The sequence below is a fragment of the bacterium genome (assembly GCA_019637795.1).
Lineage (GTDB): Bacteria > Desulfobacterota > Binatia > HRBIN30 > CADEER01 > JAHBUY01.
Genome location: JAHBUY010000009.1, coordinates 118,188 through 132,952 on the forward strand (window position 1 = coordinate 118,188; position 14,765 = coordinate 132,952).

Here is a 14,765-nt window from a genome sequence, read left to right on the forward strand (position 1 = left end):
GGAACCGTTGTTTTCCTCCTGCCTTCCGTACTAGGCGTCGCCGCAGGGGGAGACGGCGCATGGTGTTTCGGGGTGACTTCCGTGTGCTCGGACTGGCGTTGATGGCCGGGCTGCTGTGCGCGGGCCGGGCGCGGGCCGGTTTCACGACGTTCGAGACCGGCGAAGTGCGGCCGCTGGCGATGTCGCCGGACGGCACTACGCTGTTCGCGGTGAACACGCCGGACAACCGGCTCGAGGTGTTCGCCATCGGCGCCGGCGGCGCCCTCACCCACACCGCGTCCGTGCCGGTCGGCCTCGAGCCGTGCGCCGTGGCGGCGCGCAGCAACGGCGAGGTGTGGGTGGTCAACCACCTCTCCGATTCGATCAGCATCGTCGACGTCACCAGCAGCCCGCCGCACGTCGCGCGCACGCTGCTGGTCGGCGACGAGCCGCGCGACATCGTCTTCGCCGGCACTGGCCACGACCGCGCCTTCATCACCACCGCCCATCGCGGCCAGAACAGCCCGGTCAACCCGCAGCTCACCATCTCCGGCGCCGGCCGCGCCGACGTCTGGGTGTTCGACGCCAACAATCTCGGCGCCGCGCTCGGCGGCACGCCGCTGACCATCCTCACCCTGTTCGGCGACACGCCGCGCGCCCTGGCGGCGAGCCCGGACGGCGGCGTCGTCTACGCGGCCGTGTTCCAATCCGGCAATCGCACCACGACGGTCTCCGAGGGCGCCGTCTGCGACACCGATTCGGCGCACCTGAACAGCAACACCGTGCAGGGGCCGTGCACGATCGGCGGCGTCGGCATGCCCGGCGGCATGCCGCTGCCGCATCGCAACGTCGCCGGCGACGTGCGGCCGGAGGTCGGCCTGATCGTCAAGTTCGACGGCAGCCACTGGGTCGACGAGCTGGGCCGCAACTGGGACCCGGCGGTGAAGTTCTCGCTGCCCGACAAGGACGTCTTCGCGATCAGCGCCAACGCCAACCCGCCCAGCCAGACCGCCTTCTACACCGGCGTCGGCACGACGCTGTTCAACATGGCGGTGAACCCGGTGAACGGAAAGGTCTACGTCAGCAACGGCGAGGCGCGGAACGAGACCCGCTTCGAGGGCCCGGGCGTCTTCGGCGGCAGCACGGTGCAGGGGCGCCTGTCGGAGTACCGGATCACCGTGCTCGACGGCAGCAGCGTGCTGCCCCGCCATCTCAACAAGCACATCGATTACAACGTCCGCCCGGCGCCGCCGGCGGTGAAGGCCGACAGCCTGGCGACGCCGCTGGAGATGGCGGTCACCAGCGACGGCCAGACGCTGTTCGTGGTCGCCTTCGGCTCCGGCAAGATCGGCGTCTTCGACACCGGCCAGCTCGAGAACGACACCTTCGTTCCCAGCGCCGCCAACCACATCGCGGTCAGCGGCGGCGGCCCCGCCGGCCTGGTGCTCGACGAGGCACGGGGCCGACTCTACGTCCTCACCCGCTTCGACAACGGCATCTCGGTGGTCGACACCGCGAGCCGCAGCGAGCTGTCGCACCAGCGCTTCTTCAACCCGGAGCCGGCCAGCGTGGTCGACGGCCGGCCGTTCCTCTACGACGCCGTCTTCACCTCGAGCAACGGCGAGGCCTCGTGCTCGAGCTGCCACATCTTCGGCGACTTCGACAGCCTGGCCTGGGATCTCGGCAACCCCGACGACGTGAAGATCCCCAACCCGCTGCCGAAGAAGCTGCAGCAGGTCGCGCAGCTCAACGGCACCAACGTCGACTTCGACTTCTTCCACCCCATGAAGGGGCCGATGACGACGCAGACCCTGCGCGGCATGGCGCACCACGGCGCCATGCACTGGCGCGGCGACCGCGCCGATCAGAACGGCGACATCTTCAACGAGGACATCGCCTTCCGGAACTTCCGCGTCGCCTTCCCCGGCCTCATCGGCCGCGACGGCCAGATCCCGGAGAGCGACATGCAGAAGTTCTCCGACTTCACGCTGCAGATCCAGATGCCGCCGAACCCGATCCGCAACCTCGACAACTCGCTGACCAGCGACCAGCAGGCGGGGCGCAACTTCATGACCGGCAGCCGGCGCGCCGACGGCATCTTCGTCGGCGGCGGCACCGGCTTCAACTGCGTCGGCTGCCACACCCTGGACGCCTCACAGGGCTTCTTCGGCGCCGACGGCCAGGCGAGCTTCGAGAACGAAACGCAGATCGTGAAGATCGCCCACCTGCGCAACATGTACCAGAAGGTCGGCATGTTCGGCATGCCGGCGGTGAGCTTCTTCAACAGCGGCGACAACGGCTTCAAGGGCGACCAGATCCGCGGCTTCGGCTTCATCCACGACGGCAGCGTCGACACCCTCTTCCGCTTCCTCCAGGCCACGGTCTTCAACAACGGCGGCACCTTCAACCCGGTCGGCTTCCAGAGCGACACCCAGCGCCGGCAGGTGGAGCAGTTCCTGTTCGCCTTCGACAGCGACCTGGCGCCGATCGTCGGCCAGCAGGTCACCCTCACCTCGACCAACGGCGCCGCCGTCAGTCCGCGCATCAACCTGCTGATCGCCCGCGCCGCCGCCGGCGAGTGCGATCTGGTGGTCAAGGGCGTCGCCTACGGCGAGCCGCGCGGCTGGGTTCGGCTGGCGAACGGCTCGTTCCAGAGCGACCGGCTGAACGAGACCCTGAGCGACGGCGCCCTCCGGGCGGTCACCATCATCGACGGCCAGGAGCTCACCTACACCGCGGTGCCGAAGGGCGACGGCCCGCGCATCGGCGTCGATCGCGACGGCGACGGCTACTACGACCACGACGAGCTCGACGCCGGCTCGGATCCGGACAATGCCGCGAGCACGCCCGCCAACATCACGCCGACCGTGACGGTCACCCGCACCGCGACCCGGACGGGCACCGCCACCGCGACCGCCACCCGCACCGCGACGGCGACGTCCACCGCCACCTCCACCGCCACCGTGCCGCCGCCCACCGCCAGCTTCACCGCCACTCCCTCGCCGGTGCCGACGGCGACCAGCACGGCGTCGGCGACGAACACCGCGACGGCGACCATGACGGCGACGTCGACCCAGACGCCGACCAACGTCGCCACCCCGACCAGCAGCGCGACGCCGACCAACAGCGCCGTCCCCTCGGCGACGCCGGTCCCCAGCGACACGCCGACCGAGACCCCGACCGCGACGCCGACGCCGCTCTGCGCCGCGGCGCCGCGCGGCGGCTGCCGGGCCGCCGGCGGCGCCTCGCTGCTCGTCAAGTCGTCCGCCGGACGCGCCAAGCTCCTCTGGCGCTGGCTGAGCGGCGACGCGCCGGTGGCCGAGATGGGCGATCCCACCGCCACCACCCGCTACGCCCTGTGCGCCTACGACGCCGCCGGACTGGTGCCGTCGCTCGCCCTGCACATCGCGCTGGCACCCGCCGGCACCTGCGGCAGCGCGCCGTGCTGGCAGGCGCTCGGCGGCAGCACGCCGACCGGCTTCGCCTTCACCGATGCCACCGGCGGCCAGCAGGGCATGCAGAAGCTGCGTCTCAAGGGCGGCAAACCCGGCCGCGACAAGCTGCTCGCCAAGGCCGGCGGCACCGCCCTCGTCGTCGCCCCGCCGGCGAGCCCGTCGCAGCTCTTCGCCCAGAACGACGACGTCGTCGTCCAGCTCGTCACCGACGCCGGCGGTTGCTTCGAGTCGGTATTCCCGCCGAACGCAGTGGTCACCAACCGCTCGGATCTCTACAAAGCGAAGCGCTGAGAGGCCGCGGATCCGCCGCCGCGGGAGCGCCGCCCATCGCCAGGGCGGCGCTGCCGCGGCGAAGTGCGTGGACGTGATCCGGAACCTGGCGAAGCTCCGGGGCATCCGCACGCGGCCAGTTTCGCGGCACGGCGGCGCGCGCGAACGCACGCGGCGGTGAGCGGGCGCGCGCCGGCGCGGCGATCATGAGCGGCCGATGAAAGGTGGGCTTGCTCCAATCGCTCGGCCGCTCGTAGATGTCGGACACCGCCTCGCGGCCGGGGTCCGGCGCTCGCCACGCGTTCACCGGCGGGCGGAGGTTCCTCGCGGGCGGTGCCAGCCAGGGGGGATCCGATCGGCATGCATCCGCTTCGTCTCGTCGTCATGGGTGCGCTCGCTGTCGCGCTCGGCGCGCGTCCGGCCGACGCCGGTCCCTTCACCGCCAAGGGCACCCAGCCGGGGCTCGCGCACCCGATCCTGGCGAGCAGCGCGTGCACGACCTGTCACGGCAACTACGACTCGGTGCACGACATCGAGCCCGGACCGACCTGGCAGGGATCGCTGATGGCGCAATCGGCGCGCGATCCGCTCTTCTGGGCATCGCTCGACGTCGCCAACCACGACGTGCCCGGCATCGGCGACTTCTGCCTGCGCTGCCACGCGCCCGCCGCCTGGCTCGCCGGCCGCTCCGAGCCGCCCGGCGGCTCGACCGACGGCTGCGGGCTCCTCGGCCCCATCGACCAGCCGGGCGGCGACTTCGACGGCGTCTCCTGCCACACCTGCCACCGCCTGCAGCCCAACCCGGCGCCGCCCCCCGGACAGGATCCGATCTACCTCGAGAACGGACAGCTCTGGCTGGACGACGGCACCTGCGACGGCCAGGGCGAGCCGTGTCGCTACGGGCCCTACGACTATGCGGCCGGCGGCCTCGCCGCGGCGCCGCACGTGTGGGAATACTCGCCCTACCTCCAGTCGGCGGACCTGTGCGGCGCCTGTCACAACGTCACCAATCCGGCGCTCGACCTGGTGGTCGACGGCGCTGACACCGGCATCCGCTTCCCCATCGAGCGCACGCACCGCGAGTGGGAGCAGTCCGCCTACGGGTTCCCGGGCGGCGTGCCGACCGCCGAGTTCCGGAGCTGCCAGGGGTGCCACATGCCGGACGCGTTGGTCGACCCGGCGTACGCGTCGATCTTCCAGCTCAACAACCACACCGGCGACATGGGTATCCACGCCTTCGCCGGCGGCAACGCCTGGGTGCCGCGGGTGCTGCGCGACGAATATCCGGGCCTCGGCATCGGCGTCAGCCTCGACAACGGCGCCGCGGCGGCGCGCGCCATGCTCGCCAGCGCCGCGACGGTGGCGGTGCGGGCGGGCGACGCGCTGCGCCCGGGACACGACCTGGCGGTCCAGGTCACGGTCACCAACCGCAGCGGGCACAAGCTGCCGACCGGCTATCCCGAGGGTCGCCGCATGTGGCTGCACGTCGAGGCGCGCGACGGCAACGGCGCGCGCCTCTTCGAGAGCGGCGCCTACGATGCCGCGACCGGGGTGCTGACCCGCGACGCCCAGATCAAGGCGTACGAAGCGAAGCAGGGGATCTGGAACGCCGGCACGCAGACCTGCGACACCGACGACGGCGGGCGCGATCTCTTCCACTTCGCGCGCAACGACTGCGTCGCGCTCGACAACCGCATCCCGCCCAAGGGGTTCACCGGCGGCAGCAACCTCGAGACGCGGCCGGTCGGCTATGCCTACGACGAGGTGGCGCCGGGCGTCCTCGCCAACGTCGACCTCACCGACTACGCGATTCCGATCCCGCCCGACGTCGTCGCCCCGGTCACGGTCACGGCGACGCTGCGATACCAGACGACCAGCAAGGAGTACGTCGACTTCCTGCTCGACGAGGCGACCGCGTACGCCTTCCCCGACGACTGCATCGCGCGCAGCGGCGGCCTGCCCGGCAGGTCGCGCGCCGCCGTGCTGCACGACATGTGGCAGACGCACGGCCGCGCCGCGCCGGAGACCATCGCCAGCGCCAGCGCCGTCGTCGCCGCCAGCGACGCCTTCCTGTGCGCCAGGAGCGCGGTGACCGCGAAGAGCCCGCGCTTCACGCCGATCAGCGCGCTGACGCTCACCGATGCCTTCGGCGGCGGGACGGCGGACGCGAAGAAACTCGCCAACCTCTGCGCACCGGCCGACGTCGGGGCCGGCATCCTCGATCCGTCCACCTACCTGACCGCCTTCAAGCTGAAGGGCGCCATCGGCGCGCCGCAGGTCGGGCTGCACGTGCGCGACCGTCTCGGCACGTTGACGGTCGATACCCGGCAGCCATCCCTGCTGCTGACGCCCACCGCGCTCGGCGCCGTGCCGCCGCCGTCGGGCACCACCGCGATCGACGACTTCGCCTGCTACAGGACACGACCGGCGAAGCACGCACCGAAGCTCCCGGCAGGGCTGCGGGTGGCGGTGTCGTCGCCGTTCGCTCCCGACCGGGCGTTGGCGCTGAAGGCGCTGCGCCTGCTGTGCGTCGCCGTCGATCGCGGCAGCGGTCGCCAGAACCCGGCCGCCGCCCTCACCTGTTATGCCGCCCGCCCGGCCGCCGGCGCGCCGGCGATGACGCCCGTGGCGGCGCAAGCGATCGCCAGCGCGCTCGCCGCGCTGACCGTCGACGCGACGGCGGACGCGCTGCTCTGCCTGCCGGCGACCATCGCGCCGTGAGTGCCCCTGGCGTCACGGGCGGCAGCCCTGCAGGGCGTCGCCGAGAGCGCGCCGTCCGGGCCGGTGATGTCGACCGGCGCGGCGCGATCGACCGCGATCCGCGCCCCAACGCGCGCGGCGCCGGCTCCGCCATCGACCGGGCCGCCGCCGGTTTCGCCGACCCTTCGACCGATCGCACGGCGCCTCGATTTCCGATCGGTGGGATTGACGCGCCACTCGCCCCCGCTTCGTTCGCATACGCCCCCGCGGCACGCCTCCTGCTCCACCGCGATGTGACGCAGGCGCGTTCGCCGCGCCCTCGGCGAGCGCCAGCCGCCCTGGATCGGAGGATGAGATGGTGTTCACGCGAAGCGCGTGCCTGGCAGCGGTCGCCCTGCTGCTCGTCGCAACGACCGGCGGGCGGACGGCGGCGGTGGTGTGCGTCGCCGACTGCAACGACGACGGCGCGGTGCTGATCAACGAGCTGGTCGCCGCCGTCAACGTCGCCCTCGGCGGTGCCCTGAGCGCCTGCCCGGGAGCCGACGCCAACGGCGATGGGCAGGTGACGATCAACGAGCTGGTCAACGCGGTCAGTGACGCGCTCTACGGCTGCGGAGTGACGCCGCCGACGCCAGCCGCGACGCCCACGCCGACCGCCACCGTCAGCCCGACCGCGTCGCCCAGCCCGTCGCCGACGCCGACCATCGGCGTCGACGTCTCCGGTCACTGGCGCTCCGACCAGGCGCAGTTGCAGTCGTCGACCTGCGTCAAGGCCGTCACCGACGCCGTGCGCGCCGCGATCCGCAACGGCAATTTCAATTGCGACTACGCGGTCGTGCAGCGCGGGGCGAGCGCCGACGTCACCGAGACCTGCAAGGGCGAGACGATGGCCTTCACCGTCGCCGTCGCGCCCGACGGCACGATCGCGTACGTCTTCCAGGAATCGGACAGTGCCAACGGCTGCGACGTCACCGTCAGCACGATGGTGGTCGCGCCCCTGGCGCAGAGCCCGACCACGATCACCGGCACCTACGACTTCGCCTTCGAGCCGTCCTGCGGCCTCGCCGCCTGCCGCCTGGTCGTCAGCGGCCGACTGCGCCGCATCCCGTAGCGGCGCCGCGGCGTCGGCCATCCGGACGGCCGGCTCCGCGTGGACCGGGGGATCTTTGACCATCGCGAAGCGCTCGCCTACCATCCGCGGCGTGCTCACCGTTGCGCAGGCCTGCGATGCGGCGCGGAAGGCCGTGGCCGCGGCGGATACCGACCGATTCCGCGCCATGACGCCGGAGGCTCGCCTGCAGCTCTTCGTCGAGCTCTGCGACCTGACCGACTCGATCGTCGACGGGCGTCCGAACAGCGCCCTGCTGCGCGCCCCGACTGGCAGAACGCCGGAATCCGAGGCCCTCTGGCGCCGGCTCATGCAGGCGCGACATGGCCGACAGCGTCTCGACGGTCATCGAGCGTCTGATCGGCGTGCTCGAACCGAGCGGCGAGACGTACGCGTTCGGCGGCGCGATCGCGTTGGCCGCGTGGTCCGCTCCGCGCGCCACCGCGGACGTGGACATCGTGCTCTGGATCGACCTGGAGAATGTCGATCGGGCCGTATCGCTCATCGAGCGCGCCGGCATTTCCGTCGTCCGCGAGGTGGCGAGAACGGAGGCGCGGACGCAGGGGATGTTCATCGGCCGCGCCGGGCCCATCCGCGTCGCGCGCGGGGTTCGCGGACCTCAGGCGAAGCGCTGCAGCGCCGCCGCCGCGGCGCGGAAGCCGGCGACGGTGTCGGCGATGATCTCGGCCACCGGTCGCACGGCGTCGATGCGGCCGACGACCTGGCCGCCGAGGGCGATCGCCGCCTCCATGTCGCCGCCGAAGTAGAGGTCCATGGCGCGGGCGAAGACGTCCATGCCGACGTGCTCCTCGCGCTCGAGCCGCTCGCTGGTCCGGGTGCGCAGGGCGCGCAGACCGGGACGGCTGAAACGGTTGAGGAAGACGGTGTCGGTCTCCTTGGCGGCCAGGATGGCCTGCTTCCAGTTCTCGTGCACCGGCGACTCCGCCGCCGACACCATGCGCGAGCCCATCTGCACGCCCTCGGCGCCGAGCGCGAACGCCGCCGCCATGCCGGGGCCGTCGCAGATGCCGCCGGCGGCGATGAGCGGCACGTCGACCCGCGAGCGTACCAGCGGCAGCAGCACCATGGTGGCGACGTCGCGCGGGTTCTTGAAGCCGCCGCCCTCGCCGCCCTCGACCACCAGGCCGTCGACGCCGGCGTCCACCGCCTTCAGCGCCGCGTCGAGCGACGGCACGACGTGAAACACGGTCAGGCCCGCCGCCTTGAGCTGCGCCGTGTAGCGGCGCGGATCGCCGGCCGAGGTGGTGACGAATTTCACCCCCTGCGCGACGACGAAGTCGACGATGCCGGGATCGCGCACGAAGAGCTGCGCGATGTTGACCCCGAACGGCTGCGCGGTGAGATCGCGCATCCTGCGGATCTCGTCCTTGACCACGTCGAGCTCGCCCGACGAGGTCTCGATGATGCCCAGCCCGCCGGCGTTCGACACCGCGGAGGCGAGCTGACTCCTCGCGATCCATCCCATCGGCGCCTGCACGATGGGATAGCGGACGCCGAGCAGATCGCTGACGCGGGTCTGGATTCGATCCATGGGCACCGTGCGGGACGCCGCTGGAGGGTGCCGATCCGTCGGCGCCTGTCGGATGGGGCGCGGCGGCCCGATCCGCCAGGCGCCGACGGAGCGGCGCCTCCAGGTCAGTTGATCGCTTCGAAGAGGCCGGCGGCGCCCATGCCGCCGCCGATGCACATGGTGACGATGCCCCAGCGCTTCTTCTGCCGGCGCAGCTCGAGCAGCAGGGTGCCGGTCATGCGCGAGCCGGTCATGCCGTACGGGTGGCCGATCGAGATCGCGCCGCCGTTCGGGTTCAGCTTGGCCGGATCGATGCCGAGGCGGTCGCGGCAGTAGACCGCCTGCGAGGCGAACGCCTCGTTGAGCTCGACGATGTCGATGTCGTCGATGGTGAGGCCGTTGCGCTGCAGCAGCTTCGGCACGGCGAACACCGGGCCGATGCCCATCTCGTCCGGCTCGCAGCCGGCGACCACGAAACCGCGGAAGTACCCCAGCGGCTGGATGCCGAGCGCCGTGGCGCGGTCGGCCGACATGATCAGGCAGGCGGAGGCGCCGTCGGAGAACTGCGACGAGTTGCCGGCGGTGACGCTGCCGCCGTCCGGCTTGAAGGCGCCGGGCAGCTTGGCCAGGCCCTCGGCGGTGGTGTCGGGGCGGTTGCACTCGTCCTTGTCGACGGTGACGGTCTTGCGCGACTTCTCGCCGGTCGCCTTGTCGGTGACCTCCATCTCGACCGTCATCGGCACGATCTCGTCCTTGAACTTGCCCGCCTGCTGCGCCGCGGCGGTGCGCTGCTGCGACGCCAGCGCCAGCTCGTCCTGCGACGCGCGGCTGACCTTGTAGCGCTCGGCGACGATCTCGGCGGTCAGCCCCATCGGCATGTAGATCGCCTTCTTGTGATCCATCAGCCAGGGATTGAAGAGGTTATGCTTGTTGAAGTCGTTCTGCATCATGGTGATCGACTCGAGGCCGCCGCCGATCACCGCCTCGGCGCCCTCGTTCTCGACCATGTGCGCCGCCGTCGCCACCGCCTGCAGCCCCGACGAGCAGAAGCGGCTCACCGTCTGCCCGGCCACCGTCAGCGGCAGGCCGGCCATCACCGCCACGTTGCGGCCGACGTTGAAGCCCTGCGGCCCCTCGGGGAAGCCGGTGCCCATCACCACGTCGTCGATCTCCTTCGGATCGAGCTGAGGGGTCTTCGCCATCACTGCCTTGATGCAGTGCGCGGCCATGTCGTCCGGCCGCGTCAGGTTGAAGGATCCCCGGAACGACTTCGCGAGCCCCGTGCGGGCGGTCGCGACGATCACCGCTTCCCGTCTCGTTGCCATGCTGCCTCCTGCTGTGGGGTGAATGACCGATCAGACATCGCAAATCGGGTTGGCGCCGGCAATCCGGGCACCTGGCCGCGCCGCGCGTCGCGGAGGCAAGCCGGCGCCGGCATCAGACGGCCGCCGCGGGAGGGCGACCGTCTGACGACCCGCGTCCGCCAGCACGGACGGCGTCTTCGAATGGCGGTTATACGCACGATCGGATAGGGCTGCGTATAACCCATGGAACGCCTGTCCGTGCAGGTGCAGACCGCGTATGCGGAGTTGCTGGAGCAGTTGGTCGCCGCCGAGGCGCAGCGCGCCATCGGCCACAGTCAGGGCGCGTTCGTCCTCAAGACCGTGAAGGGACAAGCGTACTACTACTACCAGCACGCCCTCCCAGGACGAATCGTGCAGACCTACGTCGGCCGGCGCACGCCGGCGCTGGACCGCGTCGTGAAGCGGTTCAAGGCCGGCCGCGAGATCGCTGCGAGCGAGCGACAGCGGACGGCGCGCCTGGTCGCCCTGCTGCGATCCGGCGGCGCGATCGGCATCGACGGACCAGCCGGGCGGGTGCTCGACGCGCTCGCCGATGCCGCGGTCTTCCGCCTCGGGGGCGTGCTGGTCGGCACCCAGGCATTCATCGCGCTCGGCACGCTGCTCGGCGTCCGCTGGAGCGGCGCCGGCGTGCGCACCGAGGACATCGACATCGCCGGCGAGCCGGCGCTGGCCGTCGCGATGCCGGCGCTGACGGCCGACGTTCCCCGGGTGCTCGAGAGCCTGGAGATGGGATTCTTCCCGGTACCAGGTCTGTCGCCGCGTCAGCCGTCGACGTCGTTCAAGGTGCGCGGTCGCGCCCTGCGGGTCGACGTGCTGACGCCACAGCGCGGCGGGCGCACCGCGCCCATCCCTCTGCCGCGCTTCCACGCCGCAGCGCAGCCGCTACCGCATCTCGATTTCCTCATCGAGCAGCCACAGCAGGCGGCGCTCGTGGCCGGCAGCGGCATCCTGGTCAACGTCCCGACGCCGGCGCGATTCGCGCTGCACAAGCTCGCCGTGGCGTGCTCGCGCTCCGCCGCGTGGCAGACCAAGCGCGGCAAGGATCTCGACCAGGCGGCACGACTCATCGGCGTCCTCGCCGAGGACCGACCGGGAGACCTCGCCGTCGCCTGGGAGGCGCTGGCCCAGCGCACGGCGTTGGCGCGAGCGGTGCGGGCCGGCATGGCGGCGCTGAAGACGCGCCATGCCGCAAGTCATGCCGTCCTGCGCGACGAGCTGCGGTGAGGCAGGCCGACCGTCAACTGGGACCGTTCAGGCGCCGGAACATCGCGCGCTGTCGCCGGTACAGGCGGGGGAACTCGCCGTACAGGCGGTCGTAGACGGCCCGGTTCGCCGGATCCGGCGCGAAGGTGCGCTCGGCCGGCACCAGGGTTCGCACCTCGTCCTCGCGCACGGCGCCGATCGCCAGCGCCGCGATCAGCGCCGCGCCGCGCAGGTTGGTGTGCAGGGGCTCGGCGGGACGTTCGATGGTGCGGTTCATGGCGTCGGCGTGGATCTGGCACCACAGGTCGGAGAGCGCGCCGCCGCCGATCATGCGGACGGGATCGAGGCGGCGGCCGGCGAAGCGCTCGACGGCCTCGTGCAGCCAGCGGTTGTTGTAGGCGACGCCCTCCATCACCGCCCGCACCACGTCCGCGCGGGTGGTCGCCAGCGAGAGATTGTGGAAGCCGGCGCGCGCCCGGCGGTCGGTCACCGGCGAGCGCTCGCCGGCGAGCCAGGGCGTGAACAGGACGCCGCCGCTGCCCGGCGCGCTGCCGGCGGCCAGCGCCGTCAGCTCGTCGTAACCGACGCCGTCGCCGAGGATGTTCTCGCGCAACCAGCGCAGGCACATGCCGCCGGTGTCGTGGTTGTTCGCCACCAGGTAGCGATCGGCGCGCAGCCCCGGAACGCTCACGATGGCGCGGAAGAGATCGCTCTTCTTGAACGGCACCGGCAGGCCGATCCACGCCGTCGTGCTCACCGCCATGTGGGTCTCGAAATCGCGCACCGCGCCGGAGCCGACGGCGGCGGAGTGCAGGTCGGGCGTGCCGGCGACGACTGGCACGCCGCGCGGCAGGCCGAGCGCGGCGGCGACGTCGTCGCGCACGACGCCGACCACCGATACCGTCGGCCGCAGCGGCGGCAGCTTGTTCGCGTCGACGCCGGCGATGCGCACCAGCGTCGGATCGTAGGCGAGCACGTCCTGGCGGCGATTGTCGGTCAGCCAGGAGGCGATCATGGTCGCGTGCGAGGCGCTCGCCGCGCCGGTGAAGCGCATCGTCAGATAGTCGGCGGGCTCGAGATACCAGCGCGCGGCGCGCGCCACCTCGGGCTGGTCGTGGGCGAGGTGCAGCATGTGGCTGATCGGATCGTTGCCGCTCGGCGACGGCGCGCCGCCGGTGCGCCGCACCCACTGCCACAATCGCAGCGGCGCGTAGCCGGCGAGCGGACCGCCGACCACCCGGCGCGCGTGGCGCGCGCCGCGCGTGTCCTGCCACATGATGCAGTCGCCGACCGGCCGCCCCTCGGCGTCGACCGGCACGATGCTCGCCCACTGCGCCGTGCAGCTCACCGCCGCCACCGCCCCTGGCGCCACCGCGCCGCTGGCGAGCCCGCGCCGCGCCGCGTCGGCGATCAGCCGCCACCACGCCTCGGCATCCTGCACCGCGCCGCCGCCGGGCAGCCGCCGCGTCGTCACCAGCAGATGCTCCTGCCAGGCGATCCGCCCGGCGAGCGAAACGAATCCGACCTTGGGGCCGCCGGTGCCGAGGTCGACGGCGAGGACGAATCGCTCACCGCGGAGACGCAGAGACGCGGAGGTCGCGGAACTGGGATCGGACATCGCTGCGACGCCGCGTCTCTGCGGTGAAATTCTTCTTCAGTCGGTCGGAGGGAGGCTCTGATAGGTGTCGAGGATCTGCGCCATCATCATCTTGATGAAGGCGTCGGCCTCGTCGGTCATGCCGCCGGCGATGCCGCCGTAGACGGCGCCCGAGCGGGGCGCCTCGTCCTTGTGCGCCCGCGCGTAGGCGATGGCGTCGGCGAGATCCGCGGCGAAGGCATCGGCGACGCCGGGCTGGGTCTGCGGGCGGGTCACCGCCATGTGGATCGCGTTCGGGTACTGCTGGCCGTTGAAGCGCCAGCCGCGCGTCCGCATGAAATCGTTGACGTGGTAGATGTCGAAGGCGTCCGACGTGAAGCTGAAGAGGAAGGTCGGATCGCCGAGCAGGCGCAGCTCCGGGTGCGAGCGCACCGCGCGCAGCATCGCGGCGGCGGTCGAGAAGATCCGTTCGGCGTAGCGGCGGTAGCCGTCGCGGCCGAGTTGCACCATGGTGGCCCACGTCGCGGCGAGCAGGCCGCCGGAGCGCGAGCCCTCGATGCCCGGCGAGCAGTATTTCCCGCCGCTCCAGTCGGTCAGGTAGAAGTACTGGGCGTTGCGCAGCGCCTTGTCGCGGAAGAGGACGGTGGAGGTGCCCTTGAAGGCGTAGCCGTACTTGTGGGTGTCGGCGGAGATGCTGGTGACGCCGGGGATGCGGAAGTCGAACGCCGGCACCGGGTACCCCAGCGCCTCGCCGAAGGGCAGGATGAAGCCGCCGAGGCAGGCATCGACGTGCAGGCCGATGCCGCGGCGGCGCGCCAGCGCGCCCAGCTCGTCGATCGGGTCGACCGTGCCGTAGCCGTAGTTGCAGGCCGAGCCGATGAGCGCGATGGTCTGGTCGTCGACGTGGTCGGCCATCCATCCGACGTCGGCGCGCGTCGTCACCGGATCAATGGGCGCCCGCCGCAGCTCGATGCCGAACAGGTGGCACGCCTTGTCGAAGGCCGGGTGCGCGGTCTCCGGCTTGATCACGTTCGGGCGGGTGACGCCGCGCGTCGCCCGGGCGTGCTCGCGATAGGCGAGCATGGCGTGGGCGATGCTGCCGGTGCCGCCGGTGGTGACCAGACCGGCCGGCTCGCCGTCGGTCACGGCGCCGGCGTGCATCAGGTCGAGCGCCATGGCGAGGATCTCGCCCTCGAACTTGGTGGCGCTCGGGCACATGTCGCGCTGCAGCGCGTTGACGTGGGCGAACAGGCCGAAGGCCTCGTTCATGAACGCGTAGTGGTCGTGATCGCCGCAGTACATGGTGCCCGAGCAGCGGCCGGTCTCCCAGAAGGCGTCCTCCTCCCGCGCCATGGCGCGCAGCTCGCCGAGCACCTCGGCGCGTGGCCGGCCGTGCTCGGGCAGCGCGCGGTGGACGGGAAAGCGATCGCGATACGGGAAATCATCCATGGGAGCTCCTGAGCAAGGGACGTCAAGGCGAGGTCGCGAAGGCGCGCGGGCCAGCGTCGGACCGCCGCGTTCCCCCGCGCCTGCGCGTCGTCACGTGGCACACGGCGCG

General features: G+C 71.8%; 8 protein-coding genes. 4 read left to right on the forward strand and 4 right to left on the reverse strand.

Features of this window, described 5'->3' with window-relative positions; translation table 11 throughout:
- Positions 1-59 precede the first annotated feature (59 nt).
- The 3 genes from KF840_25670 (at position 60) to KF840_25680 (ending at position 7,515) form a co-directional block, all read left to right on the forward strand.
- Positions 60-3,725 carry a beta-propeller fold lactonase family protein gene (locus KF840_25670; GenBank protein MBX3028294.1) on the forward strand — a complete coding sequence of 1,222 codons (3,666 nt, stop codon included), beginning with the start codon at positions 60-62 and terminating at the stop codon, positions 3,723-3,725.
- Between the two features lie 363 nt (positions 3,726-4,088).
- Positions 4,089-6,425 carry a hypothetical protein gene (locus KF840_25675; protein MBX3028295.1) on the forward strand — a complete coding sequence of 779 codons (2,337 nt, stop codon included), beginning with the start codon at positions 4,089-4,091 and terminating at the stop codon, positions 6,423-6,425.
- Positions 6,426-6,759: 334 nt separating this feature from the next.
- Complete coding sequence (locus KF840_25680; GenBank protein ID MBX3028296.1) at positions 6,760-7,515, forward strand: hypothetical protein; 756 nt, start codon at positions 6,760-6,762, stop codon at positions 7,513-7,515.
- Between the two features lie 616 nt (positions 7,516-8,131).
- Here the strand turns inward: KF840_25680 and KF840_25685 are convergent.
- Complete coding sequence (locus KF840_25685) at positions 8,132-9,070, reverse strand: nitronate monooxygenase (protein ID MBX3028297.1); 939 nt, start codon at positions 9,068-9,070, stop codon at positions 8,132-8,134.
- Between the two features lie 98 nt (positions 9,071-9,168).
- A complete protein-coding gene (locus KF840_25690; GenBank protein MBX3028298.1) occupies positions 9,169-10,368 on the reverse strand; it encodes an acetyl-CoA C-acyltransferase in 1,200 nt (399 codons plus the stop codon).
- A 222-nt stretch (positions 10,369-10,590) separates the two neighbouring features.
- Between KF840_25690 and KF840_25695 the strand changes: the two genes are divergently transcribed.
- Positions 10,591-11,631: a hypothetical protein gene (locus tag KF840_25695; GenBank protein MBX3028299.1), complete on the forward strand. Its 1,041-nt coding sequence runs from the start codon at positions 10,591-10,593 to the stop codon at positions 11,629-11,631.
- A gap of 13 nt (positions 11,632-11,644) precedes the next feature.
- Here the strand turns inward: KF840_25695 and KF840_25700 are convergent, their stop codons facing one another.
- Both KF840_25700 and KF840_25705 read right to left on the reverse strand, forming a co-directional pair.
- Positions 11,645-13,228: an FGGY-family carbohydrate kinase gene (locus KF840_25700; GenBank protein ID MBX3028300.1), complete on the reverse strand. Its 1,584-nt coding sequence runs from the start codon at positions 13,226-13,228 to the stop codon at positions 11,645-11,647.
- 36 nt (positions 13,229-13,264) lie between these two features.
- Positions 13,265-14,656 carry an aspartate aminotransferase family protein gene (locus KF840_25705; protein MBX3028301.1) on the reverse strand — a complete coding sequence of 464 codons (1,392 nt, stop codon included), beginning with the start codon at positions 14,654-14,656 and terminating at the stop codon, positions 13,265-13,267.
- Positions 14,657-14,765: the final 109 nt, after the last annotated feature.

Bases quoted from the DNA above. Each gene is read 5' to 3' on its own strand.
- KF840_25700 (MBX3028300.1), bottom strand. From the start codon at position 13,228: ATGTCCGATCCCAGTTCCGCGACCTCCGCGTCTCTGCGTCTCCGCGGT.
- KF840_25705 (MBX3028301.1), bottom strand. From the start codon at position 14,656: ATGGATGATTTCCCGTATCGCGATCGCTTTCCCGTCCACCGCGCGCTG.
- KF840_25690 (MBX3028298.1), bottom strand. From the start codon at position 10,368: ATGGCAACGAGACGGGAAGCGGTGATCGTCGCGACCGCCCGCACGGGG.
- KF840_25680 (MBX3028296.1), top strand. From the start codon at position 6,760: ATGGTGTTCACGCGAAGCGCGTGCCTGGCAGCGGTCGCCCTGCTGCTC.
- KF840_25695 (MBX3028299.1), top strand. From the start codon at position 10,591: ATGGAACGCCTGTCCGTGCAGGTGCAGACCGCGTATGCGGAGTTGCTG.
- KF840_25675 (MBX3028295.1), top strand. From the start codon at position 4,089: ATGGGTGCGCTCGCTGTCGCGCTCGGCGCGCGTCCGGCCGACGCCGGT.
- KF840_25670 (MBX3028294.1), top strand. From the start codon at position 60: ATGGTGTTTCGGGGTGACTTCCGTGTGCTCGGACTGGCGTTGATGGCC.